At 72.5% G+C, this 23,266-nt stretch carries 26 protein-coding genes and 3 tRNA genes; 22 read left to right on the forward strand and 7 right to left on the reverse strand.

Annotated features, from left to right (window positions below; translation table 11 throughout):
• The 15 genes from EES43_RS17465 to EES43_RS17535 form a co-directional block, all read left to right on the forward strand.
• On the forward strand, window positions 1-492 hold a 492-nt coding region (locus EES43_RS17465), incomplete at its 5' end, for a hypothetical protein (RefSeq protein ID WP_206430074.1).
• A gap of 259 nt (window positions 493-751) precedes the next feature.
• A complete protein-coding gene (locus EES43_RS17470; RefSeq protein ID WP_124269575.1) occupies window positions 752-1,159 on the forward strand; it encodes an NADH-quinone oxidoreductase subunit A in 408 nt (135 codons plus the stop codon).
• A complete protein-coding gene (locus EES43_RS17475) occupies window positions 1,150-1,902 on the forward strand; it encodes an NADH-quinone oxidoreductase subunit B (RefSeq protein WP_124269576.1) in 753 nt (250 codons plus the stop codon). The genes EES43_RS17470 and EES43_RS17475 overlap by 10 nt, the downstream gene beginning before the upstream one ends.
• Window positions 1,899-3,125, forward strand: coding sequence for an NADH-quinone oxidoreductase subunit C (locus tag EES43_RS17480; protein ID WP_124269577.1), 1,227 nt, complete (start codon window positions 1,899-1,901; stop codon window positions 3,123-3,125). Before EES43_RS17475 ends, EES43_RS17480 begins: the two co-directional genes overlap by 4 nt.
• Window positions 3,122-4,090: a complex I subunit 1/NuoH family protein gene (locus EES43_RS17485; RefSeq protein ID WP_124269578.1), complete on the forward strand. Its 969-nt coding sequence runs from the start codon at window positions 3,122-3,124 to the stop codon at window positions 4,088-4,090. The genes EES43_RS17480 and EES43_RS17485 overlap by 4 nt, the downstream gene beginning before the upstream one ends.
• Complete coding sequence (locus tag EES43_RS17490; protein ID WP_124269579.1) at window positions 4,090-4,674, forward strand: NuoI/complex I 23 kDa subunit family protein; 585 nt, start codon at window positions 4,090-4,092, stop codon at window positions 4,672-4,674. Before EES43_RS17485 ends, EES43_RS17490 begins: the two co-directional genes overlap by 1 nt.
• Before the next feature lie 95 nt (window positions 4,675-4,769).
• Window positions 4,770-5,369: an NADH-quinone oxidoreductase subunit J family protein gene (locus tag EES43_RS17495; RefSeq protein ID WP_241192678.1), complete on the forward strand. Its 600-nt coding sequence runs from the start codon at window positions 4,770-4,772 to the stop codon at window positions 5,367-5,369.
• Window positions 5,369-5,782, forward strand: coding sequence for an NADH-quinone oxidoreductase subunit NuoK (gene nuoK / locus EES43_RS17500; protein ID WP_124269580.1), 414 nt, complete (start codon window positions 5,369-5,371; stop codon window positions 5,780-5,782). Before EES43_RS17495 ends, nuoK begins: the two co-directional genes overlap by 1 nt.
• On the forward strand, window positions 5,779-7,779 hold the full coding sequence (locus tag EES43_RS17505) for an NADH-quinone oxidoreductase subunit 5 family protein (RefSeq protein WP_124269581.1): 2,001 nt from the start codon (window positions 5,779-5,781) through the stop codon (window positions 7,777-7,779). Before nuoK ends, EES43_RS17505 begins: the two co-directional genes overlap by 4 nt.
• The gene (locus EES43_RS17510) at window positions 7,776-9,530 is read left to right on the forward strand and encodes a complex I subunit 4 family protein (protein ID WP_124269582.1); all 1,755 of its coding nucleotides are present in this window, start codon (window positions 7,776-7,778) and stop codon (window positions 9,528-9,530) included. The genes EES43_RS17505 and EES43_RS17510 overlap by 4 nt, the downstream gene beginning before the upstream one ends.
• A complete protein-coding gene (locus EES43_RS17515) occupies window positions 9,527-11,158 on the forward strand; it encodes an NADH-quinone oxidoreductase subunit N (protein WP_124269583.1) in 1,632 nt (543 codons plus the stop codon). Before EES43_RS17510 ends, EES43_RS17515 begins: the two co-directional genes overlap by 4 nt.
• Before the next feature lie 112 nt (window positions 11,159-11,270).
• On the forward strand, window positions 11,271-11,735 hold the full coding sequence (mscL, locus tag EES43_RS17520) for a large conductance mechanosensitive channel protein MscL (RefSeq protein WP_124269584.1): 465 nt from the start codon (window positions 11,271-11,273) through the stop codon (window positions 11,733-11,735).
• A gap of 213 nt (window positions 11,736-11,948) precedes the next feature.
• Window positions 11,949-12,812 (forward strand): zinc metalloprotease HtpX, encoded by an 864-nt coding sequence (gene htpX, locus EES43_RS17525; protein ID WP_124269585.1) that lies wholly within the window; start codon window positions 11,949-11,951, stop codon window positions 12,810-12,812.
• A complete protein-coding gene (locus EES43_RS17530) occupies window positions 12,809-13,201 on the forward strand; it encodes a YccF domain-containing protein (RefSeq protein WP_124269586.1) in 393 nt (130 codons plus the stop codon). Before htpX ends, EES43_RS17530 begins: the two co-directional genes overlap by 4 nt.
• A gap of 76 nt (window positions 13,202-13,277) precedes the next feature.
• Complete coding sequence (locus EES43_RS17535) at window positions 13,278-13,550, forward strand: GlsB/YeaQ/YmgE family stress response membrane protein (RefSeq protein ID WP_124269587.1); 273 nt, start codon at window positions 13,278-13,280, stop codon at window positions 13,548-13,550.
• Between the two features lie 30 nt (window positions 13,551-13,580).
• Here the strand turns inward: EES43_RS17535 and EES43_RS17540 are convergent, their stop codons facing one another.
• The 3 genes from EES43_RS17540 to EES43_RS17550 form a co-directional block, all read right to left on the reverse strand.
• Window positions 13,581-14,282 carry an alpha-ketoglutarate-dependent dioxygenase AlkB family protein gene (locus tag EES43_RS17540; protein WP_124269588.1) on the reverse strand — a complete coding sequence of 234 codons (702 nt, stop codon included), beginning with the start codon at window positions 14,280-14,282 and terminating at the stop codon, window positions 13,581-13,583.
• A gap of 14 nt (window positions 14,283-14,296) precedes the next feature.
• Window positions 14,297-14,806 carry a methylated-DNA--[protein]-cysteine S-methyltransferase gene (locus tag EES43_RS17545; protein WP_124269589.1) on the reverse strand — a complete coding sequence of 170 codons (510 nt, stop codon included), beginning with the start codon at window positions 14,804-14,806 and terminating at the stop codon, window positions 14,297-14,299.
• Between the two features lie 122 nt (window positions 14,807-14,928).
• Complete coding sequence (locus EES43_RS17550; protein WP_003967012.1) at window positions 14,929-15,417, reverse strand: YajQ family cyclic di-GMP-binding protein; 489 nt, start codon at window positions 15,415-15,417, stop codon at window positions 14,929-14,931.
• Between the two features lie 189 nt (window positions 15,418-15,606).
• Between EES43_RS17550 and EES43_RS17555 the strand changes: the two genes are divergently transcribed.
• Window positions 15,607-15,688: transfer RNA gene (locus tag EES43_RS17555), tRNA-Tyr, on the forward strand.
• 135 nt (window positions 15,689-15,823) lie between these two features.
• Here the strand turns inward: EES43_RS17555 and EES43_RS17560 are convergent.
• Together EES43_RS17560 and EES43_RS17565 are read right to left on the reverse strand one after the other, a co-directional pair.
• A complete protein-coding gene (locus EES43_RS17560) occupies window positions 15,824-16,480 on the reverse strand; it encodes an NAD(P)H-binding protein (RefSeq protein WP_124269590.1) in 657 nt (218 codons plus the stop codon).
• 34 nt (window positions 16,481-16,514) lie between these two features.
• Window positions 16,515-17,780: an amidohydrolase family protein gene (locus tag EES43_RS17565; RefSeq protein ID WP_124269591.1), complete on the reverse strand. Its 1,266-nt coding sequence runs from the start codon at window positions 17,778-17,780 to the stop codon at window positions 16,515-16,517.
• 341 nt (window positions 17,781-18,121) lie between these two features.
• Here EES43_RS17565 and EES43_RS17570 point away from each other — a divergent pair.
• The 6 genes from EES43_RS17570 to EES43_RS17595 all read left to right on the forward strand — a co-directional run bounded on the left by EES43_RS17570 (window position 18,122) and on the right by EES43_RS17595 (window position 20,688).
• Window positions 18,122-18,194, forward strand: a tRNA-Thr gene (locus EES43_RS17570).
• A gap of 45 nt (window positions 18,195-18,239) precedes the next feature.
• Window positions 18,240-18,312, forward strand: a tRNA-Met gene (locus EES43_RS17575).
• Window positions 18,313-18,401: 89 nt separating this feature from the next.
• Window positions 18,402-18,566: a 50S ribosomal protein L33 gene (gene rpmG, locus EES43_RS17580; protein WP_003956487.1), complete on the forward strand. Its 165-nt coding sequence runs from the start codon at window positions 18,402-18,404 to the stop codon at window positions 18,564-18,566.
• A 120-nt stretch (window positions 18,567-18,686) separates the two neighbouring features.
• Window positions 18,687-19,139, forward strand: a complete 453-nt coding sequence (locus EES43_RS17585; protein WP_124269592.1) for a MaoC family dehydratase N-terminal domain-containing protein — start codon at window positions 18,687-18,689, stop codon at window positions 19,137-19,139.
• Window positions 19,139-19,567 (forward strand): MaoC family dehydratase, encoded by a 429-nt coding sequence (locus EES43_RS17590; protein WP_124269593.1) that lies wholly within the window; start codon window positions 19,139-19,141, stop codon window positions 19,565-19,567. Before EES43_RS17585 ends, EES43_RS17590 begins: the two co-directional genes overlap by 1 nt.
• Before the next feature lie 65 nt (window positions 19,568-19,632).
• The gene (locus EES43_RS17595; protein ID WP_124269594.1) at window positions 19,633-20,688 is read left to right on the forward strand and encodes a UDP-N-acetylmuramate dehydrogenase; all 1,056 of its coding nucleotides are present in this window, start codon (window positions 19,633-19,635) and stop codon (window positions 20,686-20,688) included.
• 74 nt (window positions 20,689-20,762) lie between these two features.
• Here EES43_RS17595 and EES43_RS17600 read toward each other — a convergent pair whose 3' ends face one another.
• Window positions 20,763-21,776: an adenosine deaminase gene (locus tag EES43_RS17600; protein ID WP_124269595.1), complete on the reverse strand. Its 1,014-nt coding sequence runs from the start codon at window positions 21,774-21,776 to the stop codon at window positions 20,763-20,765.
• A 134-nt stretch (window positions 21,777-21,910) separates the two neighbouring features.
• Entirely contained in the window at window positions 21,911-23,137 is a 1,227-nt protein-coding gene (locus EES43_RS17605) for a pyridoxal phosphate-dependent aminotransferase (RefSeq protein ID WP_124269596.1), read from the reverse strand.
• Window positions 23,138-23,266: the final 129 nt, after the last annotated feature.

Below are 23,266 nucleotides of genomic sequence, written 5' to 3' on the forward strand. Positions count from 1 at the left end.
GCGGTGTCCGGCACCAGGGGCGCGTACGTGAACGAGCTGGGCGGCGTGCAGCAGTCGTCCACCGAGAACAACCGGGCCTACCTCTCCACCACCAAGGCGACCCCGACCACCGTCAGGGCGGAGCTGAACGTCTCCAAGACGCAGCAGTCCCCGGAGGCCCGCGTGGAGCGTTCGGACGCCGCCGACACGGCCCAGGGGGGCGCGGGTTCGGGCGTCTCCCTGACCAAGGGCATCGTCGACCCCGCTGACGGGGCCTTCCACCACCACAACGGCGACAAGCCGGAAGCCTCCCTGATCACGCGCTACCCGGCCATCGCCGCACTCTCGTCACTGCCCCTCAGCAACCCGTACGGCGGCCACCTCGTCGTGCAGAACAGCGGAACCGCCGCGAAGCTGAACCAGCCCGAGCCGTTCGACCCGACCTCCTACGTGCAGACGCACCTGGTGAACGGCGTCGGCACCTACGTCAACCTGCCCAGCCTGGTGGTGTGACGCCCGTTTCGACCGCCCCGCTTTCCGGCCCGGCCGGGAAGCGGGGCTTTCCGTGGTGCTGATGCGGTGCTGATGCAGTGCTGATGCAGTGCTGATGCGATGCCGATGCGGTGCTCCGACGTGCTTCCGGCCGGGCCGGAGGCCGTGAGCCCGGCCGCCGCAGCCGTCGTCGTGCGCCCGCCAGGAATCGCGGGACACCCCTTAGACTCCCGTGCGTACAGATGGGCCGGAACGGACAACGCGGGAGCGAGGGGCGGACGTGACGCACGTGCCGATCGAAGAACCGGCCGTTCTCGCATCGGAGTACTTCCGGAGCTACTCGGTGGTCGGGCTGCTCGCGCTGATCGGCGTCCTGTTCGTGGCGGTCGCCTTCGGGGCCGGACGGCTGCTGCGGCCCGTGGTGCCGACACCGGAGAAGCTGCTCACGTACGAGTGCGGCGTCGACCCGGTCGGCGAGGGCTGGGCCCACACCCAGGTCCGCTACTACGTCTACGCGTTCCTCTACGTGATCTTCGCCGTGGACTCCATCTTCCTGTTCCCGTGGGCCACCGTGTTCGCGGCCCCCGGATACGGCGCGACGACGCTAGTCGAAATGTTCATCTTCCTCGGCTTCCTGGCCGTGGGTCTGCTCTACGCATGGAAGAAGGGCGTCCTCGCATGGGCCTGACGAGCCGGCCGGAACCCGCACCGCAGCCCCCGTCACCGCCCGACCCGCAGGCCGGAACCGCCGGAACCGCCGGAACCGCCGGAACGGCCGCCGAAGCGGTGCTCCTTCCGGAGCCCAAGCGCCTGGGCGTCCTCTCCCGCCTCGCGCCCGAACCGATGAAGGTCGTCCTCAACTGGGGCCGCCGCTACAGCCTCTGGGTCTTCAACTTCGGACTCGCCTGCTGCGCCATCGAGTTCATCGCCGCCTCCATGGCGCGCCACGACTTCATCCGGCTCGGCGTGATCCCCTTCGCGCCCGGCCCGCGCCAGGCGGACCTCATGATCGTCTCCGGCACGGTGACGGACAAGATGGCCCCGGCCGTCAAGCGCCTCTACGAGCAGATGCCCGAACCGAAGTACGTCATCTCCTTCGGAGCCTGCTCCAACTGCGGCGGCCCGTACTGGGACTCGTACTCCGTGACCAAGGGCGTCGACCAGATCATCCCCGTCGACGTCTACGTACCCGGATGCCCGCCCCGGCCCGAGGCGCTGCTCCAGGGCATCCTCAAGCTCCAGGAGAAGATCGCCCGCGAATCGCTCGCCGAGCGGTACGGGTCCGGGACGGGCGGCAGCGCCCCGTCGGCGGCGGCCCTGCGCAGCGGCCTGGTCGCCGCCCCCGCCCCGCCGCAGGAGCCGGGACCGGGTGCTCCGGCCCCGTCCGGGCGGCAGGGCGAGGCTCCTGCGGGCGGGGAGGAGCGGCGATGAACGAGCCCCGACACCCCTACGACCGGCTGCCGGACGGCGTCACCGAGCTGTTCGGCGAGGAGGCCGCGGCGGAACTGGCCTACGACCTGCTCACCGTGGACGTCCCCGCCACCGCCTGGACCACCGCCCTGCGGACCGCCCGCGACGAGCTGGACTGCCGGTACTTCGACTGGCTCAGCGCCGTCGACGAACCCGGCCTCGGCTTCCGCGTCTGCGCCCACGTCGCCGCTCTCGGCGGCGGAACGGTCCGCCGGCTCATGCTCCGTACGACCGTCCCGCACGCGGAGCCCGTTCTGCCCAGCGCCGTCGACGTGTACGCGGGCGCGGCGTGGCACGAGCGCGAGACGCACGAGATGTTCGGCATCGGCTTCGAGGGCCACCCGCACCTCGTCCCGCTGCTGCTCCCGGACGGCTTCGAGGGCCATCCGCTGCGCAAGGACTTCGTCCTGGCGGCCCGGGTCGCCAAGGCATGGCCCGGCGCGAAGGAGCCGGGGGAGTCCGCGGCGGGCAAGGAGCACGGCGGGCCCAAGCGCCGCACGATGCTGCCGCCCGGCGTCCCGGACCCGAACGAATGGGGCCCGCTCAAGGGCCAGCTCCCGCCTGCCGCCGCCCGCCCGGCCCGAGCGGCGCGCACCGCGGGGAGCGCGGCGGCCGGTGCGGGACGTGCCGGTACCGGGGCCGGGGCGGGTGCCGGGGCTGGGGCGGATGCCGGGGCTGGGGCTGGGCGTCCCGCGGCGGGCGACCGTCCCGCCCGCCGCACACGCAGCGCGAGCGAGGGCTCCGTCGGCCAACGCCCCACGCCGGACGCACCCGAGGCCGGTGGAGCGGGGGCGCTCCCCGCCCCGCCGACGGACCCGCAGCCCCCGGCCGCGCGCCCGCGCCGGTCCCGGTCCGCGTCCGACGGCTCGGCGAGCCAGCAGCGCGGCCCGGACGCGCCCGCGACGGATCGGCCCCGCCGCACGGCGGGCCCGGCCCGCAGCACGGACGCGCCCTGGCACGACGCCCAGCCCGCCTTCGAAGCCTCCGACCCCAAAGCCGGCGGAACCGACCCCGCAGACGGCAGAACACCCTCCACCGAGCCCGAGCCCAAGGCCGACGCCGAGCCCGATCCCACCGGGGCCCAGCCCCAGCGGAGGGAAACAACAGAGGAGGAGGGGGAGGGGGACAGCCCCGGCCCCCACCCCGACACCGACCCCCACCCCGCCGGAGGCGAATCCGAGTGAACGACGTTCTCGACGTCGCCCTCCGCCTGGCCATCGTCTTCGTCGTGTTCATGGTCGCCCCGCTCCTCGTGGGCCAGACCGAGCACAAGGTGATGGCCCACATGCAGGGCCGCCTCGGCCCCATGCACGCGGGCGGCTTCCACGGCTGGGCCCAGCTCGTCGCGGACGGCGTGAAGTTCGTGCAGAAGGAGGACGTGGTCCCGGCCGCCGCCGACCGCCGCGTCTTCCAGCTCGCCCCCGCCGTCGCCCTCCTCCCGTACCTCCTCGTCGTCCTGGTCATCCCCGTCGGCCCCGGCGAGGGCGCGGTCGGGCAGACCGTCGACGCCGGTGTCTTCTTCGTCCTGGCCGTGATGGGCATCGGCGTCCTCGGCTCGCTGATGGCGGGCTGGGCCTCGGCCAACAAGTTCTCCCTGCTCGGCGGTCTGCGTACCGCCGCCCAGCTCCTCGCCTACGAGCTGCCGATGCTGCTCGCCGCCGCCTCCGTGGCCATGGCGGCGGGCACCGTCTCGCTCACCGGCATCCTCGACGCCTTCACGTGGTGGTGGCTGCCCTGGCAGATCGTCGGCGCGCTGGTCTTCTTCGTGGCCGGTCTCGCCGAACTCCAGCGCCCGCCGTTCGACATGCCCGTCGCCGACTCCGAGATCATCTTCGGCGCGTACACCGAATACACCGGCTTGCGCTTCGCGCTCTTCCTCCTCGCCGAGTACGCCGGCATCGTCGTCCTCTGCGCCCTGACCACCGTCCTCTTCCTCGGCGGCTGGCACGGCCCGTTCGGGGAGGACGGGCTGGGCTGGCTCTGGACCCTCCTCAAGACCGCCGTCCTCGCCTTCGTCGTCATCTGGTTGCGCGTCAGCTACCCGCGGCTGCGCGAGGACCAGCTCCAGCGGCTCGCCTGGACCGCACTCGTCCCGCTCGCACTCGCGCAGATCGCGCTCACCGGCATCGTGAAGGTGGCGATCGACTGATGCCCCCGATCCCCGGCTCCGGCCTGGCCAAGGGCCTTGCCGTCACCCTCCGCACGATGACGCGGAAGACCGTCACCGCGCAGTATCCGGAGGTCCAGCCCGAACTGCCTCCGCGCTCCCGCGGCGTCATCGGGCTGTTCGAGGAGAACTGCACCGTCTGCATGCTGTGCGCCCGCGAGTGCCCGGACTGGTGCATCTACATCGACTCCCACAAGGAGACGGTGCCGCCCGCCGCCCCCGGCGGGCGCGAGCGCAGCCGCAACGTCCTCGACCGCTTCGCCATCGACTTCTCCCTCTGCATGTACTGCGGTATCTGCATCGAGGTCTGCCCCTTCGACGCCCTGTTCTGGTCACCGGAGTTCGAGTACGCGGAGACGGACATCCACGAACTGACCCACGAACGCGACAAGCTCCGTGCGTGGATGTGGACGGTGCCCGAGCCGCCCGCGCTCGACCCCGGCGCGGAGGAGCCCAAGGAGATCGCCGCCGCCCGCCGGACGGCGGAGAAGCAGGCCGCCCAACGCGCACAGGCCGCACCGGACTCCACTGCGGACCAGACCGACCAGAAGGGAGGAAACCCGTGACGTTCACCGCAGCGGCCACCACGACCGCGAGCACGGCGGCCCCCGCCCTCGCCGCCGGCGACCACCCCGGCTTCCTCTCCCCGACCGGCGTCGAGATCGCCTTCGTGCTCGTCGGACTCGTCACGCTCGGCGCGGCCGTCATCACGGTCACCACCCGGCAACTCGTGCACGCCGCCCTCTGGCTCGTCGTGGCACTCGGCGGACTGGCCGTCGAGTACCTCCTGCTCACGGCCGAGTTCATCGCCTGGGTACAGGTGCTGATCTACGTCGGGTCCATCGTCGTCCTCCTCCTCTTCGGTCTGATGCTCACCCGGGCCCCCATCGGCCGCTCCCCGGACGCCGACTCCGGGAACCGGTGGATCGCCCTCGGTGTGGCGCTCGTCTCGGCGGCGGCCCTCGTCTGGGTCGTCGTCGACGCCTTCCGCACCACCTGGATCGACCTCGACGGAGCGGCCCAGGGCTCCACCGCCGTCACCGGAGCCTTCCTCTTCCGGAACTGGGTGCTGCCCTTCGAGGCGCTGTCCGTCCTCCTGCTCGCCGCGCTCGTCGGCGCCATCGTCCTGTCCCGCAAGAGCGACACGGACGCGGCGACCGGCCCCGGCCGCACCGGCCCCGGCCGCACCGGCGTCGGCCGCGACGCCGCAGCCGGCCGATCCGCCCGCCCTGCCCGGCGGGGCAAGGAGGGACAGAGCTGATGCACCTCGCCTATCCGGCCGTACTCGCCGCCCTCCTCTTCTGCACCGGCCTCTACGGCGTGCTCGCCCGCCGCAACGCGATCCTCGTCCTGATGTCCGTCGAGCTGATGCTCAACGCCGTCAACCTCAACCTCGTCGCGTTCGACGTCTGGCTCCGCGACGCCGTCCACTCCGGGCAGGCCCTCACCCTCTTCACCATCGCCATCGCCGCCGCCGAGATCGGCATCGGCCTCGCCATCGTGCTCGCCGTGTACCGCAACCGCGGCACCTCCGACATCGACCGGCTCCGCGACACCGCCGAGACCGACGACGCCGAAGCGCTCCCCGACGACACGACCGCCACCACCACGGACGACGACGACCGGGCCGCCGTCGCGGCGGGGAAGACGCAGAAGGCGGAGGCGACTTCGTGACCACGACGACCCTGGCCGCACTCGTCCCGCTCCTGCCGTTCCTCGGAGCCGCCGCCGGACTCGCCCTCGGCCGCACCGCCCCCGGCTTCGTCCGCCCCCTCGCCATCCTGCCGACCCTGACCGCGGCCGTCCTCGCCGTGATCGTCGCGGTGCGCCAGGGCGGCGGCCGTGCCATCGACGCCGCGACCCAGCTCACCCCCACCGGATCCGTCCCGATCGACCTGGCCCTGCACCTGGACGGGTTCGCGGTCCTGGTCGCCGTCCTCGTCACCGTCGTCGCCACCTGCGTACAGGTCTACTCGACGGCCTACCTCCGCGACGACGCCCGCTACCCCTCGTACGCGGCGCTGGTCTCCCTCTTCACCTCCGCCATGCTCCTCGTCGTCTACTCCGGCGACCTGATGGTGCTCCTGGTCGGCTGGGAGGTCATGGGCATCTGCTCGTACTTCCTCGTCGGCCACTACTGGGAGACGCCCGAAGCCCGCGCCGCCTCCCTCAAGGCGTTCCTGGTCACCAAGCTCGGCGACGTCCCCTTCCTGATCGGCCTGTTCGCCCTCGCCGCCGACACCGGCAGCTTCCGGATCACCAAGATCCTCGCCGCCGTCGCCCACGGCGGTCTCGACCACCCCACCGTCATCGCCCTCCTGCTCCTGGCGGGCGTCGCGGGCAAGTCCGCGCAGTTCCCCCTGCACACCTGGCTGCCCGACGCGATGGCCGGCCCCACCCCCGTCTCCGCGCTCATCCACGCCGCGACGATGGTCGCCGCCGGCATCTACTTCGTCGCCCGCCTGCTGCCCGTCTTCGCCGCCTCGGACGCGGCGCTGACCGTGCTCGCCGTGATGGCCGCCGTCACGATGATCGGCTCGGGCCTCGCCGCCCTCGCCCAGGACGACATCAAACGCGTCCTCGCCTACTCGACGATCGGTCAGCTCGGCTACATGTCGGGCGCCCTGGCCGTCGGCGACCGGGGCGCCGCCGTCTTCCACCTCATCTCGCACGGTGCGTTCAAAGCCGTCCTCTTCCTCGCCGCCGGCGTCGTCATCCACGCCGCCGGAACGAACTCACTCGCCGCCATGTCCCGCATGGGCGGCCTCGCCCGCCGCGTCCCGGACGCCTTCTGGACGACGACCGTCGCCCTCCTCGCGCTCGCCGCCATCCCGCCGTTCGCCGGCTTCTTCTCCAAGGAAGCCGTCCTCGTCGCCGCAGAGCACACCGCCCTCGGCGAACGGACCGTCGCCCCTGCCGCCGCGGGCTGGACGATCCTGGTCGCGGGACTGCTCGCCGCCGTCCTCACCGCCGCGTACGCGACCCGCCTCTGGCTCCTCGCCTTCCGCGGGCGCGGGCCCGAACTGCCCGACCACGGGCCTCAGCCCGCCGCCATGACCACCGTCCTGTGGGTCCTCGCCGTGCCCACCATCGCCTTCGGCATCACGGTCGGCGCGCTCGGCGACTGGTTCGACGGACACAGCCTCACCCCCTCCCTCACCACCGCGGTCCTGTCCACCGGCGTGACGCTCGTCGGAGGACTCGTCACCTACGCCGCCTGGCGCCACACCACCGCCCTCGCCGCCCGCACCCCCATCGGCGCCGTCGCCGCCCACCCGGACGCCGAACCCGCCGTCGTCGAAGCCGAGGCCATGACCTCCCACACCGCCGCCTACGGCACCATCGCCGCCGCCCCCGACCCCGCCGACCCCGGCCGCCTGCTCCTCGGCCCCCTGCACCGCCACGCGGCCACCGGCTTCCACCTGGACGCCCTGTACACCGCGCTGTTCGTCCGCCCCGTCCAGGCTGCCGCCCGCCTCGTCCGCTTCCTGGACCGCGAGGTCGTCGACACCTACGTTCGCGGCGCGAGCGCCACCGCACGGCTCCTCGGCACCGCCGTCCGCCGCGCCCAGACCGGCAACGTGCAGACCTACCTCAGCGCCCTGCTCGCCGGATCCGTCGCCCTGGCCATCGCCGCCGCGGTCTTCGCCAACGTCAACGCGGGGTCGTGACCTTGATCGATATGAGTGCGTCCGTGATGCAGTTCCTTCTCGCGTTCATCGTCGCCGCCCCGCTCCTGGGCGCCGTCGCGGCCCTGCTCCCCGCCCCGCCCGGACTGAAGGGAACCAGCCCCGACCAGGCGGTGCTCCGCCACGGCGTGACCGTCACCGGCGCGGTCCTCGCCGCCGCGATCCTCCTGGCCGCAGGCTTCGACCACGACAGCCCGGCCACGATGCAGGCCACCACCGACATCAGCTGGATCCCGGCGCTCGACGTCCGCATCCACCTCGGCATCGACGGCATCTCGCTCCCCCTTCTGGTCCTCACCGCGCTGCTGACCTTCCTCTGCGCGCTCCACAGCTACTTCAAGCCGCCCGCCGGCCCCTCCCCGAAGGGCTTCGTCGCACTCGTCCTCGTCCTGGAGTCCGGCACCCTCGCCACCTTCGCCGTCCTCGACCTGCTGCTCTTCTTCCTCGCCTTCGAGATGGTCCTCATCCCGATGTACTTCCTCATCGCCCGCTGGGGCGGGGCCCAAAGGCAGGCCGCCGCCTGGAAGTTCATCCTCTACACGCTGCTCGGCTCGGTCGTCATGCTGCTCGGGCTGCTCCTCATCGGGCTGAAGAGCGGCACCTTCGACATGGTGGCACTCGCCACTGACAACGGCCGCGGCCTCACCACATCCGTGCAGGTCATCGCGGTTCTGGCGATCGGTCTCGGGCTCGCCGTGAAGACCCCGATGTGGCCGCTGCACAGCTGGCTCCCCGACGCCCACACCGCCGCCCCCACCGTCGGCTCCGTCCTCCTGGCGGGCGTCCTGCTGAAGATGGGCACGTACGGGTTCGTCAGGATCCTGCTCCCCATCACCCCCGACGGCATGCACACCTTCGCGCCCTACCTCGCCGCGTTCGCCGTCGTCGGCATCGTCTACGGCTCCCTCGCCTGCCTCGCCCTCGCCCGCACCGGAGCCAAGGGCGACCTCAAGCGGCTGATCGCGTACTCCTCCGTCGGCCACATGGGCTTCGTGCTCCTCGGCATCGCCACCATGACCCCGACCGGCGTCAACGGCGCGCTCTTCGCCAACATCGCCCACGGCCTCATCACCGGCCTGCTCTTCTTCCTGGTCGGCGCGGTCAAGGACCGCTACGGCACCGCCGACCTCGACACCCTCGCCGGAGCGACCGGAGCCGCCCTCTACGGCCGCGCCCCACGCCTCGGCGCACTCCTCGCCTTCGCCGCCGTGGCCTCGCTCGGACTTCCCGGACTCGCCGGGTTCTGGGGCGAGATGCTGACCCTCTTCGGCGCCTACGACCCCGCCGACGGCCTCAGCCGCCCCGCGTTCCGCACCTTCATGGCCATCGGAGCGTTCGGCACCCTGCTCACGGCCGCGTACATGCTCATCGTCGTACGCCGCGTCTGCATGGGCGAACACGCGCCCCACTCGCCCCTGTCGCCGCCGACCGCGCCCCCGCAGCCCGCCGACGCAACGCCCGAGGCGGCGCCGCCCGCCCGCACCGGACCCGCCGCCAGCGCAACCGCCGCCAGCGCAACCACCACGACCGGAACCACCTCCACCGGACCCGCCGCGGACGGCCTCACCACAACCACCGCCACCCGTACGCGCCCCGCCGACATCCAGCCGTACGAGGCCGCCGCCTGGACCCCGCTCGCCGCTCTCACCGTCCTCGCCGGACTCTGGCCCGCCGTCCTCCTCGGCCTCACCGACCCGGCCGTGCAGAAGCTCCTCGCAGGAGGCAAGTCGTGACCGCGGACCCCAGCACCCCCACGGCCGGAACCGCCGCGGACGGCCTCACCGCCGCCGCGCCCAGCCTCGTCCAGTCCGTCGACTGGCTCGCCGTCGCGCCGCCCACCCTCACCGCGCTGGCCGCCCTGCTCGTCCTCGTCGCCGACCTCTTCCTCCCCGCTCACCGCAAAAGGCTCCTCGGCCACGGCGTCCTCACCGCCCTCGCCGCCGCCCTCGCCCTCCTCATCCCGCTGCGGGCCGGCGACCGCTCCACCTTCTGCCTCACCGCCGGCAGCCAGGCATGCAGCTACACCGCCGACCACTTCGCCCTCGTCATCCAGGCACTCGTCCTCGGCGGCGCGTTCCTCACCGCCCTGCTCTCCCTCGACGACACCCGCGGGCTCCCGGCCGGCGAGTACTGGTTCCTGCTCCTGTCCTCCGCGGCGGGCGCGGCCCTCCTGCCCGCCGCCCGCGACCTCGCCACGCTCGTCGTCGCCCTCGAAGTGGCCTCGCTGCCCGCCTTCGCGCTCGTCGGCCTCAAGCGCGGCGACCGGCGCTCCTCCGAGGCCGCGCTCAAGTTCTTCCTGTCCTCCGTCGTCGCCACCGCCGTCATGCTCCTCGGCGTCAGCTTCGTGTACGCGGCCACCGGCACCCTCCACCTCACCGAGATCGCCGCGCGCCTCGACGACGTGCCCCCGGTGCTCGACACCCTCGCCGAGACCGGCGTCGCCCTCACCCTGGTCGGCTTCGCGTTCAAGACCGCCGCCGCGCCCTTCCACTTCTGGGTCCCCGACACCTACGTCGGCGCGCCGCTCCCGATCGCCGCCTACCTCTCCGTCGTCGGCAAGGCCGTCGGGTTCTCCGGGCTCGTCCTCGTCACCGTCATCGCGTTCCCGGCCCACGCCGACGTATGGGGCCCGGCGCTGGCCGTCCTCGCCGCCCTCACCATGACCGTCGGCAACGTCGCGGCCCTGCGCCAGAGCGCCACCCGCGCCCGCAGCGCCGTCCGCCTCCTCGCCTGGTCCTCCGTCGCCCAGGCCGGATACCTCCTGGTCCCGATCGCCGCCGCCGCGTACTCCGGCGGCGAGCGGATCGGCTCGACCGTCGCCTACGCCCTCATGTACGCCGTCGTGAACCTCGGCGCCTTCGCCGTCGCCGCGCTCGTCGCCCGTACGAGGCCCGGCAACCGTCTCGCCGACTACCGGGGCCTCTACGCGACCCGGCCGCTCGCCGCCCTCGCCCTCGGCTTCTTCCTGCTCTGCCTGGCCGGACTGCCGCCCGGCGTCATCGGGCTCTTCGCGAAGGTCACCGTCTTCTCGGCGGCCGTCGACGCGGGACTCGGATGGCTCGCCGTCGTCATGGCCGTCAACGTCGTGATCGCTCTGTACTACTACCTCCAGTGGACGGCGGCGCTCTTCCGCACGCCCGCCGCGAGCGCCACGGAGACCGTCCCGAACGGTACGGCGACCGCGCCGAACGGTACGGCGACCACGCCCGCGGCACCCGGAATTCCGGCCCCGGACGCCCCTCACCTGCTCCGCGCCCCCGCGCCCCTCGCCGCGGCCATCGCCCTCGCCACCGCAGCCGGCATCGTCCTGTCCGGCGCGCCGCAGCTCGTCCTGCGATTCGCCGCCGTCAACCTCTTCTGACGCCCGCACCACCGGTTTGCCCGTGGCCACCGCCGCAGGGCAAGGTCTTGGCTGCCTGCGTCACGTACCGGCGACGTACCGGCGGAAGCCGACACCAGAGGAGAGAGAAGCAGTGCTGAACGGGTTCAAGGAATTCATCCTGCGCGGAAACGTGATCTCGGTGGCCATCGGCCTCGCCGTCGGAGCGGCCTTCACCGCCGTCGTCACCGGATTCAGCAACGCCTTCATCGTCCCGCTCATCGGCGTGGTCACCCGCGGCACCGGCGACTTCAGCAAGGCCACCTTCAAGGCCGACGGCGTCGAGTTCCCCTACGGCCTCTTCCTCAGCGCCGCCATCGCCTTCCTCATCACCGCCGCCGTCCTCTACTTCTGCGTCGTCGTCCCCATGGCCAAGGTCCAGAACCGTTTCACCGCCAAGGAAGAGGAGGAGAAGGTCGACATCAAGGCCGCCCTCCGCGACTGCCCGCGCTGCTACACCGAGATCCCGGCCATCGCCTCGCGCTGCGGCCACTGCACCAGCGACGTCGAGCCCGACCCGGAGGCCCTCGCGCTCGCCAGGCTCCCCGTCCAGCGCTGAGCCGCCCCGCCCCGACCACCCGTACGGCCGAGCGCCCCGCCGTACGGGCCGGGGCCCCGCAACGCCCGTGACCAGCCGCACCGGCCCCGCCCGCCGGCCGTCCGCACAAGGGAACTAGCTCTCCCCGCCTCGCGTTGACCTGTACGGGAGGCTCCACTGGGGAGTGGAGACCACGCAAAGGGTTCCCCCGCGGCACTATCGGGAGGGCGCACCGTGCACCGCCGGCACAACGGGCTGAAAACCGCCGTACTCCTCGGTGGCCTGTCCGCGATCATCATCGTCATCGGCAGCCTCTTCGGACGTACGGGTCTCCTCGTCGCGCTCCTGGTGGCCCTGGCCACCAACGCCTACGCCTACTGGAACAGCGACAAGCTCGCGCTCCGCGCCATGCGGGCCCGGCCCGTCAGCGAATTCGAGGCGCCCCAGCTGTACCGCATCGTCCGCGAGCTCTCCACCGCCGCCCGCCGGCCGATGCCCCGCCTCTACATCTCCCCGACCCAGGCGCCCAACGCCTTCGCCACCGGACGCAACCCGCGCAACGCCGCCGTCTGCTGCACCGAGGGCATCCTGCAGATCCTCGACGAACGGGAGCTGCGCGGCGTCATCGGGCACGAGCTGAGCCACGTTCACAACCGGGACATCCTCATCTCGTCCGTCGCCGGAGCCCTCGCCTCCGTCGTCATGTTCCTCGTCAACTTCGCCTGGCTCATCCCGGTCGGCCGCTCCAACGACGACGAGGGCCCCGGCATTCTCGGCATGCTGCTGATCATGATCCTGGGTCCGCTGGCGGCCTCCGTCATCCAGCTCGCCGTCAGCCGCTCCCGCGAATACGAGGCCGACGCCTCCGGAGCCCAGCTCACCGGCGACCCGCTCGCCCTCGCCGACGCCCTGCGCAAGCTCGACGCCGGGACGAAGCAGCTGCCGCTGCCGCCCGAGCCGCGGATCGAGACCGCGAGCCACATGATGATCGCGAACCCCTTCCGTCCCGGACAGGGGCTGTCCAAGATGTTCTCCACCCATCCACCGATGGCCGAGCGCATCGCCCGACTAGAACAGATGGCAGGTCATCGCCCGTGAAAACCATCCTGAACGTCATCTGGCTCATCCTCTGCGGATTCTGGATGTTCCTCGGCTACCTGCTGGCCGGCGCCCTGCTCTGCGTCACGGTCATCGGCATCCCGTTCGGCCTCGCCGCCTTCCGGATCGGCGTCTACGCCCTGTGGCCCTTCGGGTACACCGTGGTCGACCGCGGGGACGCCGGCTCGCCCTCCTGCGTGGGGAACGTCCTCTGGCTGGTCCTGGCCGGATGGTGGCTCGCCCTCGGCCACATCACCACCGGCATCGCCCTGTGCCTCACCATCATCGGGATCCCCCTCGGCATCGCCAACTTCAAGCTGATCCCGGTCTCCCTGATGCCCTTCGGCAAGGAGATCGTCCCCACCGACCAGCCCTTCACCGCCCGCTGACCTCGACCGTCCGCAACCGAACGCGCCCCACCCGCGTCTTGGATTCCAACACCGAGCGAAGGGTAGGCGCAGCGACATGAGCATCATCGGTTGGATCATCCTGGGGCTGCTCGCCGGAGTCATAGCCAAGATCCTGCTCCCGGGACGCGACCCCGGCGGCATCATCGGCACCACTCTCATCGGCATCGCCGGGGCGTTCGTCGGCGGCTGGCTCTCCAGCCGCTTCCTGGACCGCCCGATCAGCAACGACTTCTACGACACCGCGACCTGGGTCGCCGCCGTCGCCGGCTCCCTCGTCCTGCTCATCGTCTACCGGCTGCTCTTCGGCAACTCCCGCGAACGCCGCTGACCGCCCCCGGGCGGGCGCGCGCCCACCCGGCTACGCGCCGTCCCGAGGCCCCAGCCCGGTCTCCCGCAGCGTCACGTTCAACCGGCCGGCCCGCATCCCCGCGGCCGGGTCGGCCGACCCCGCGTACACCTTCGGCACCCCGTGGAACGCGAACCGCGACGGTCCGCCGAACACGAAGAGGTCGCCCGAGGCCAGTTCCACGTCCGTGTAAGGGTGCCCGCGGTCCTCCGTGTTCCCGAACCGGAACAGGCACGTCGCGCCGATGCTCAGCGACACCACGGGCGCGCCGGAGCGCTCCTCCCTGTCCTGGTGCATGCCCATCCGCGCGTCGGCATCGTAGAAATTGATCAACGCCGTGTCCGGAGCGAACGCCCGCCCGGCGCTCTCGTCCCCGTACGCCTCCGCGACCGCCGCCCGGCCCAGCTCGGCCAGCCACGGCGGCAGCTCGGCCACCCGCTCGCCGTTGACGTCGTCGGCGGTGCGCGTGTACCGGTAGGGCTGCCAGTGCCACCCGAGGCACACCGTTCGCACCGACATGACCCCGCCGCCCGGCAGCGCCGTGTGCCGCAGCGGCACCGGCCCCCGCGACCACGCGCGGCAGGCCGCCACCAACTCCCGCCGCGCCTCCGCGGACAGCCACTCCGGCACATGCACCGCTCCCGGCGCCACGACCCGTCGCGGACGCGGGAACAGCCCGTCCGCGACCGGCGGCGGCACTCCGCGCGACACCATGCGGCCCACCCCCCTCAGGCCCGCGCGACGCAGGCCGCGCCTTCGAGTCCCAGCAGGGTCCGCTTGCGCTCCAGCCCGCCCGCGTACCCGCGCAGCGCCCCGTCCGCGCCGATCACCCGGTGGCACGGGCGCACGACCAGCAGCGGATTGCGCCCGATCGCCGTGCCCACGGCCCGCACCCCCGCGCCCGAGGCCCCCACCTCCGCGGCGACCTCCCCGTACGACACGGTCTCGCCGTACGGGACGGACTCCACGGCCCGCCAGACGCGCCGCTGGAACGGCGTGCCCACGCCCTCGGCGACGGGCACGTCGAACCGCCTCGACCGGCCCGCGAAGTAGGCGTCCAACTGGGCGACGGCGTCCGCGAACGGTTCCGGCGCACGCCGCCACCCGTCCAGGACGACCGCCCCGCCCCGCTGATCCGGAACGGACAGCGAGGCCAGCACGACCCCGCCGGCCGACTCCTCGCCCACCAGCAGCAACTCGCCCAGCGGGCTCGCCACCCGCGTGTACACCGTCGACACGACCGCTCACTTCCCTCGCCTGCGAGAACGCGGGCCGCACCGCGCCGGCCCCGGCCCGCACCGACCAGTGTGCTCCGCCCGGGAGCGCGCACGGCATCGCGCCCGGGCGGAAGGGGTGCCGGCTACCGGTAGTTCACGAACTGCACGGCGAAGTCGAAGTCCTGGCCCTTGAGCAGCGCCTGCACGGCCTGGAGGTCGTCGCGGCTCTTCGAGCTGACCCGCAGTTCGTCGCCCTGGACCTGCGCCTTGACGCCCTTGGGGCCCTCATCACGGATGATCTTCGCGACCTTCTTGGCGTTCTCCTGGGAGATGCCCTCCTCGATCGTCGCGAAGATCTTGTACTCCTTGCCGGAGAGCTGCGGCTCACCGGCGTCCAGCGACTTCAGCGAGATGCCCCGCTTGATCAGCTTGGACTGGAAGATGTCGAGGACCGCCTTGACCCGCTCCTCGCCGTTCGCCTCCATCAGGATCTTCTCGCCGGACCACGAGATCGAGGCGCCCGTGCCCTTGAAGTCGTAGCGCTGGGAGATCTCCTTCGCGGCCTGGTTGAGGGCGTTGTCGACCTCCTGCCGCTCGACCTTCGAGACGATGTCGAAACTGGAGTCGGCCATGACGTGTGGCTCCTTGCGTCGAATGCGGGGGATACAGCGCAAAGCCTAAGGGCTCTCCCCCGACGGCCCGGGGCCCCGCGACGGGCTCCCGGCCCTGATCAAAAGCGGTGGCGGAGCACCCCTGGGCATCAGGTATCGTTTACGTCGTCGCCAAGGAGCTCACCAGCGGAGATCCGACGCGTCGTTCGAGGCGGTGTGCCCGAGTGGCCAAAGGGAGCAGACTGTAAATCTGCCGGCTCAGCCTACCCAGGTTCGAACCCTGGCGCCGCCACGCGAACGAAGCCCCCGACCGGGAGATCCGGTCGGGGGCTTCTTCGTCATGCGGTTCCGTCGTCCGGTCCGCGTCCGTCGTCCGGTCCGGGCGTCCGTCGTCCGGTCCGCGTCCGGGACTCGCGCCGTTGCGCGGTCAGTTGCCCGCGACGTGCTTCACGGCCACGGTCACCGGGGTGTTCCCGGAGATCACTTCGAGGGTCAGGCCCGCCGTCGCCGGGGTGTCGAGCAGTTCCAGGATCGTGGCGGCCACGTCGTCGCGCGGGACCGGGCCCCGGCCGGTCGAGGCGGCGAGGAGGATCTGGCCGGTGCCGGCGTCGTTGGTGAGCATTCCCGGGCGCAGGATCGTCCAGTCGAGTGCGGCGCGCGAGCGTACGTCGGCGTCCGCGGAGCCCTTCGCCCGCAGATAGACGTCGAAGACCTCGTCGCCGGCGTGGGAGGCGTCGGCCCCCATCGAGGAGACGATGACGTAGCGCCGGACGCCCGCGGCCTCGGTGGCGTCGGCGAACAGGACGGCGGCGGCGCGGTCCACGGTGTCCTTGCGGGAGGTGCCGCTGTTCGGTCCGGCGCCGGCCGCGAAGACGGCGGCGTCGGCCCCGCGCAGCACCTCCGCGGCCTCCTCGACGGAGGCCGATTCGAGGTCCAGCACGGCGGGTTCGGCGCCGATGTCGGCGAGTTCCTGGCTCTGTTGGGCGTTGCGGATGATCCCTACGGCCTCGTCCCCGCGTGCGGCGAGGAGCCGTTCCAGCCGGAGGGCGATCTGTCCGTGTCCACCTGCGATGACAATGCGCATGTGTCCGACCGTACGCCCGGGGAGCGCCCGTCGCTCAGTTCCGGGACCCCGTCCCGGGGTCGGGTCGGCCCTGGCGCGGCAGATCGAGGCCGCTCAGGGTGTCGGAGTCGCAGTACTCGCGGACGGCGCTGGTACGGGCGACGACGCGGCCCCGGTGGATGACGATCCTGCTGTAGCCGAGGGAGAGCACGGCCGGAAGCCGCTCGCCGCGTACGGCGAGGAGTTCGGCGGGGAAGCCCGCCTCGACGCGGACCTCGGGCAGCGCGAGCGCCGCGCGGGCCGCCGCCGAGACCATGGCGTAGGACTGCTCGGCGCGCAGGCCGGTCTGCGAGGCGAGGAGGTAGGCGGCTTCGAGCGGGTCGCCGCGGCCGACCGGATTGGCCGCGTCGCGCAGGGCCCCGCTGCCCGCCGCGACGCGCACCCCGGCGGCCCGCAGGAGGCGTACGGGCGCGGTCGTACGGCGTTCGGCCGCGGTGCAGCCGCCCTGCGGCAGGCAGATGACGGTGACGCCGGCGGCGGCCAGCCGGTCGGCGGCGCGGGCGGCGGCGTGGAGCGGGAGGTGGGCGAGGCCCGCGCAGGGGCCGATGGCGACGCCGGGCCGCAGCCCGCGGGCCATGGCGGCGAGCCGGGTGAGCCGGGCGGGGTCGTCGCCGTCGGTGTGCAGGTCGACGGGGCGGCCGTGCTCGGCGGCGATCTCCAGGACGGCCTCGGTGTGACCGGTGGGGTCCGGGTCGAGGTCGGGGCAGCCGCCGACGACGGCCGCGCCCATCCGCACGGCGTCGCGGAGCATGGCCAGGCCGTCCGCCCCGGCGACGCCGGTGAGCAGGCGGGGGACGGCGACCGGGGCGAGATCGACCAGGCCCCGCAGGGCGCGGCGGCTCTGTAGGACGGCTTCGAGCGGGGCGAGGCCCCGGTCGCCGCCGATGCGGACGTGGGTGCGCAGCGCGGTGGCCCCGTGGCCGAGCTGGAGGAGGGCGGCCTCGGTGGCGCGGCGCTGGATGTCCTCGACGGGCCGGGGGCCCGGTCCCGGGGCGTCGCCGTCGGCGGTGAGGGCGGTGTCGCTGTGGGCGTGGGGCTCGGCGGGGGCGGGGAGCAGGAGGTAGCCGCGCAGGTCGAGGCGGGGGCCGCGGGCGGAGAGGCTGCCCGCCGTGCCGACGGCCTCGATCCGGCCGCCGCCGAGGCGTACGTCGACGGTGCGGCCGTCGGCGAGGCGGGCGCCGGTCAGGACGATGGCGGGGGAGCCGGCGTCGGCGCTGTCGGGCGCGCTGTCGCCGGGCCGCCGCGGCTGGCTGTCGGGCATCGCGCTCCTGGGAGAGGGGCAAGATCCGGAGTGGGTCGAGCCTAAGGGCTGCCCCGTCGATCCCGGCGGATCAGCGCGCGGCGCTCGGACGCGGTGCGGCGCGCGGCGGGGACGGCCGCGTACGGGACGCGGTGCGGGCGGGCGGGCCGGGCGGCGAATGCCGTGACCGCGCGATAGTCGTACCGGTGTGCCGGGGCCGGGAGGCCATCGGCGCGGGGCCGCGATCCTCGCTGATCAAGGCCCGGTCGGAGGCGTCGGGAGGGGCCGGAGAGGGGCCGGGAGGCGGCTGCGGAAACGGATTTGGGCAACCGGCCGAGGAGCGTGTAATGTCTTCCTCGCTCGCCCCAATAGCTCAGTCGGTAGAGCGTCTCCATGGTAAGGAGAAGGTCTGCGGTTCGATTCCGCATTGGGGCTCTGGTGATCGGGAAACCCCGCTTCGGCGGGGGGACTCGTCATCAAAGCGGTGTAGCTCAGTCGGTAGAGCAAGCGGCTCATAATCGCTGTGTCACCGGTTCAAGTCCGGTCACCGCTACTAACGGTAGCCGATTGTGGGGTCGGTCCTTCGATCGGCTACTCTTTTATGCGTTCATCCGTCCATCCGTCCGTCCAAGGAGCACTCACGTGGCTGCCACCGACGTCCGCCCGAAGATCACGCTGGCCTGCGTGGAGTGCAAGGAGCGGAACTACATCACCAAGAAGAACCGGCGCAACAACCCGGACCGTCTTGAGATGAAGAAGCACTGCCCGCGCTGCAACTCGCACACCGCGCACCGCGAAACGCGCTGAATCAGGCTCGTACACGAGGCCGTCCCCTCTGGGGGCGGCCTCGTGTCGTTGTACGGGGCCGGCGTTCCCCGCGTGGGAGCGTGCCCCCTCATTCGTCTTTCATCAGGAGGTAGCGAGCTCATGGCGCTCGACCAGTCCTTCGTGGGGCGGACCTATCCGCCCACCCCGGCGTACGAGGTCGGCCGGGAGAAGATCCGCGAGTTCGCCGAGGCGGTGGGCGACACCAATCCGGCGTACGTCGACGTGGAGGCTGCCCGTGCGCTCGGCCACCCCGATGTGATCGCACCGCCCACCTTCGTGTTCTCGATCACCTTCAAGGCCGCCGGCGAGGTCGTGCAGGACCCGCAGCTGGGCCTGGACTACAGCCGTGTCGTCCACGGCGACCAGAAGTTCTCCTACGTCCGCCCGGTGCGGGCGGGGGACCGGCTGACGGTCACGTCCACCATCGAGGGCGTCAAGTCCCTGGCGGGCAACGACATCCTGGACATCCGCGGGGACGTGCACGACGAGGCCGGTGAGCTGGTGGTGACGGCGTTGACGAAGCTGGTGGCGCGCGCCGCCGAGGAGGCGTGATGACGGCGAGGATCAGTTACGACGCGGTCGAGGTGGGTACGGAGCTGCCGTCGCGGTCGTTCCCGGTCACCCGCGCGACGCTCGTGCAGTACGCGGGCGCGTCCGGCGACTTCAACCCGATCCACTGGAACGAGAAGTTCGCCCGCGAGGTCGGGCTGCCGGACGTGATCGCCCACGGCATGTTCACCATGGCCGAGGCGGCGCGGGTGGTCACGGACTGGACCGGGGACCCGGGCGCGGTCGTCGAGTACGGAGTGCGGTTCACCAAGCCGGTCGTCGTGCCGAACGACGACAAGGGCGCGCTGATCGAGGTCAGCGGCAAGGTCGCGGCGCTCCTGGACGACCGGCGGGTCCGGGTGGACCTGGTCGCCGTCTGCGACGGCAAGAAGGTGCTCGGCATGGCCCGCGCTGTCGTCCGGCTCGCCTGAGGACGCGCGCACACGGTCCGTGGCCCCGCCCGAGCGGCGGGGACGCGGACCGTAGTCTTGTCCCCGTGCAGGAACTCCACGATGCCCCCCTCGCCCCCCTGACCACCTTCCGGCTCGGCGGACCCGCGGCGCGGCTTCTCCACGCCACGACCGACGACGAGGTCGTCGCCGCCGTGCGCGAGGCCGACGCCTCCGGCACCCCGCTGCTGATCATCGGCGGCGGATCCAACCTGGTCATCGGCGACAAGGGCTTCGACGGCACCGCCCTGCGGATCGCCACCGAAGGGTTCGCCCTGTCCGGCACGGCACTGGAGCTGGCGGCCGGCGAGGTGTGGACCGACGCCGTCGCCCGGACCGTGCGGGCGGGCCTCGCGGGAATCGAATGCCTGGCCGGCATCCCCGGCTCCGCGGGCGCGACGCCCCTCCAGAACGTCGGTGCGTACGGGCAGGAGGTGTCCACCACGATCTCCGAGGTCGTCGCCTACGACCGGCGAGCGCGGGAGACGGTGACGATCCCGAACGCGGAGTGCGCCTTCTCCTACCGGCACAGCCGCTTCAAGGCCGAACCCGACCGCTTCGTCATCCTCAGGGTCCGGTTCGCGCTGGAGGACGCCGGCGGCCTCTCCGCGCCCCTGCGGTACGCCGAGACGGCCAGGGCCATGGGCGTCGAGCAGGGCGAGCGCGTTCCGGCCGCCGCCGCCCGCGAGACGGTGCTGCGGCTGCGGGCCGGCAAGGGCATGGTGCTGGACCCGGAGGACCACGACACCTGGTCGGCGGGGTCCTTCTTCACCAACCCCGTCCTGGACGCCGAGGCGTTCGAGGAGTTCCTGACCCGGGTCCGCGAACGACTCGGCCCGGACACCGCGCCGCCCGCCTTCCCCGCGGGCGAGGGCCGCACCAAGACGTCGGCGGCCTGGCTGATCGACCGGGCCGGCTTCACCAAGGGCTACGGAAGCGGCCCGGCCCGGATCTCCACCAAGCACACGCTCGCCCTCACCAACCGCGGCGAGGCCACCACCGAGGACCTGCTCGCCCTGGCCCGCGAGGTCGTCGCCGGGGTCCGGGCGGCCTTCGGCGTCACCCTGGTCAACGAACCGGTGACGGTCGGCGTCAGCCTCTGAGGGACGGCCTCCGGGGGACGGCCTCAGGCGGACGGCCTCAGGCGGACGGTCTCTGGGGGACGGCCTCCGAGGAATCAGCCCGCCAGCCAGTCGTCGATCCCGGACAGCAGCTTCTGCCGTACGTCGGCGGGCGCGGCCGAGCCGCGCACCGACTGACGCGCCAGCTCGGCCAGCTCCTCGTCGGTGAACCCGTGGTGGCGGCGCGCCAGCTCGTACTGCGCGGCCAGCCGGGACCCGAACAGCAGCGGGTCGTCCGCGCCGAGCGCCATCGGCACGCCCGCGTCGAACAGAGTGCGCAGGGGTACGTCCGCGGGCTTCTCGTAGACGCCGAGGGCGACGTTGGAGGACGGGCAGACCTCGCAGGTGATCTGCCGCTCGGCGAGCCTGCGCAGCAGCCGGGGGTCCTCGGCGGCCCGGACGCCGTGCCCGACGCGGGAGGCGTCCAGGTCGTCCAGGCAGTCGCGCACGCTGGAGGGGCCCGACAGCTCGCCCCCGTGCGGGGCGGCGAGGAGGCCGCCCTCGCGGGCGATGGCGAAGGCCCGGTCGAAGTCGCGGGCCATGCCGCGCCGCTCGTCGTTGGAGAGCCCGAAGCCGACCACGCCCCGGTCCGCGTAGCGCACGGCGAGCCGGGCCAGGGTGCGGGCGTCCAGCGGGTGCTTCATCCGGTTCGCGGCGATCACCACGCGCATCCCGAGCCCGGTGCCCCGCGCGGCGCTGTCGACCGCGTCCAGGATGATCTCGATGGCCGGGATCAGCCCGCCGAGCAGCGGCGCGTACGAGGTCGGATCGACCTGGATCTCCAGCCAGCCCGAACCGTCGGCCACGTCCTCCTCGGCGCTCTCGCGCACCAGGCGGTGGATGTCCTCGGGGGACCGCAGACAGGACCGGGCCATGTCGTAGAGGCGCTGGAAGCGGAACCAGCCGCGCTCGTCGGTCGCCCGCAGCTTGGGCGGCTCGCCGCCGGTCAGGGCGTCGGGGAGGTGGACCCCGTACTTGTCGGCGAGTTCGAGCAGGGTGGTGGGCCGCATCGACCCGGTGAAATGCAGGTGCAGGTGGGCCTTGGGCAATAGACGTACATCACGCTCCATTGGAAGATCCTGCCGCACGGGCGGGCCGGAGCGGTAGCCGCATTCCCCTTCGGGGGTGCTCCTCGAACAAAAAGCGCCCCCGGCCGGAGAGTGGATTCCCGGGCCGGGGGCGCTTCTTCGGGTCTGCGGAGCGGTCAGGCCGTGGCCTCGCCCAGGAGCTTCTGGAGCCGCGAGACGCCCTCGACGAGGTCGTCGTCGCCGAGCGCGTACGACAGGCGGAGGTAGCCCGGGGTGCCGAACGCCTCGCCCGGTACGACGGCGACCTCGGCCTCGTCCAGGATCAGCGCGGCCAGCTCGACGGAGGTGGCCGGGCGCTTGCCGCGGATCTCCCTGCCGAGCAGGCCCTTGACCGAGGGGTAGGCGTAGAACGCGCCCTCGGGCTCCGGGCAGAGCACGCCGTCGATCTCGTTGAGCATGCGCACGATGAGCTTGCGGCGGCGGTCGAAGGCCGAGCGCATCTCCGCGACGGCGTCCAGCGGGCCGGAGACGGCGGCCAGCGCGGCGACCTGGGCCACGTTGGAGACGTTGGAGGTGGCGTGCGACTGGAGGTTCGTCGCGGCCTTGACCACGTCCTTCGGGCCGACGATCCAGCCCACCCGCCAGCCGGTCATCGCGTACGTCTTGGCGACGCCGTTGACGACGATGCACTTGTCGCGCAGCTCGGGCACGATCGCCGGGAGCGAGGTGAAGGCCGCGTCGCCGTAGACGAGGTGCTCGTAGATCTCGTCGGTCAGGACCCACAGGCCGTGCTCGACGGCCCAGCGGCCGATCGCCTCGGCGTCGGCCTCGCTGTACACGGCGCCGGTCGGGTTGGACGGCGAGACGAAGAGCACGACCTTGGTCCGCTCGGTGCGGGCCGCCTCCAGATGCTCCACGGAGACCCGGTAGCCGGTGGTCTCGTCCGCGACGACCTCGACCGGGACGCCGCCCGCGAGCCGGATCGACTCGGGGTAGGTGGTCCAGTACGGGGCGGGCACGATGACCTCGTCGCCCGGGTCGAGGATCGCGGCGAAGGCTTCGTAGATCGCCTGCTTGCCGCCGTTGGTCACCAGGATCTGGCTCGGGTCGACCTCGTAGCCGGAGTCGCGCAGCGTCTTCTCCGCGATGGCGGCCTTGAGCTCGGGGAGCCCGCCGGCCGGGGTGTACCGGTGGTACTTCGGGTTGCGGCAGGCCTCGACCGCGGCGTCCACGATGTAGTCGGGGGTCGGGAAGTCGGGCTCGCCGGCCCCGAAGCCGATCACCGGCCGCCCGGCGGCCTTGAGGGCCTTGGCCTTGGCGTCGACGGCGAGGGTCGCGGACTCGGAGATCGCGCCGATGCGGACGGAGACCCGACGCTCGGACGGAGAAGTAGCAGCGCTCATGCCGCCCATGCTCGCAGACCGCAAAAGCCGACGGCACAGGGGTTTCAGGGACCGGACAGGACCCGGACAGCATCCGGACAGGACCGGTCGGTAGTTGTCTGTTCGACGCGGCGGCCCCGAGCACGTACA

Source organism: Streptomyces sp. ADI96-02 (assembly GCF_003846185.1).
Classification (GTDB): Bacteria; Actinomycetota; Actinomycetes; order Streptomycetales; family Streptomycetaceae; genus Streptomyces.

Excerpts from the sequence above, each read along its gene's own strand:
- nuoK (WP_124269580.1), top strand. The coding sequence starts at position 5,369 with ATGCACCTCGCCTATCCGGCCGTACTCGCCGCCCTCCTCTTCTGCACC.
- EES43_RS17585 (WP_124269592.1), top strand. The coding sequence starts at position 18,687 with ATGGCGCTCGACCAGTCCTTCGTGGGGCGGACCTATCCGCCCACCCCG.
- EES43_RS17605 (WP_124269596.1), bottom strand. The coding sequence starts at position 23,137 with ATGAGCGCTGCTACTTCTCCGTCCGAGCGTCGGGTCTCCGTCCGCATC.
- EES43_RS17490 (WP_124269579.1), top strand. The coding sequence starts at position 4,090 with ATGCCCCCGATCCCCGGCTCCGGCCTGGCCAAGGGCCTTGCCGTCACC.
- EES43_RS17565 (WP_124269591.1), bottom strand. The coding sequence starts at position 17,780 with ATGCCCGACAGCCAGCCGCGGCGGCCCGGCGACAGCGCGCCCGACAGC.
- EES43_RS17475 (WP_124269576.1), top strand. The coding sequence starts at position 1,150 with ATGGGCCTGACGAGCCGGCCGGAACCCGCACCGCAGCCCCCGTCACCG.
- EES43_RS17480 (WP_124269577.1), top strand. The coding sequence starts at position 1,899 with ATGAACGAGCCCCGACACCCCTACGACCGGCTGCCGGACGGCGTCACC.
- EES43_RS17600 (WP_124269595.1), bottom strand. The coding sequence starts at position 21,776 with ATGGAGCGTGATGTACGTCTATTGCCCAAGGCCCACCTGCACCTGCAT.
- EES43_RS17560 (WP_124269590.1), bottom strand. The coding sequence starts at position 16,480 with ATGCGCATTGTCATCGCAGGTGGACACGGACAGATCGCCCTCCGGCTG.
- EES43_RS17540 (WP_124269588.1), bottom strand. The coding sequence starts at position 14,282 with ATGGTGTCGCGCGGAGTGCCGCCGCCGGTCGCGGACGGGCTGTTCCCG.
- EES43_RS17550 (WP_003967012.1), bottom strand. The coding sequence starts at position 15,417 with ATGGCCGACTCCAGTTTCGACATCGTCTCGAAGGTCGAGCGGCAGGAG.
- EES43_RS17535 (WP_124269587.1), top strand. The coding sequence starts at position 13,278 with ATGAGCATCATCGGTTGGATCATCCTGGGGCTGCTCGCCGGAGTCATA.
- EES43_RS17590 (WP_124269593.1), top strand. The coding sequence starts at position 19,139 with ATGACGGCGAGGATCAGTTACGACGCGGTCGAGGTGGGTACGGAGCTG.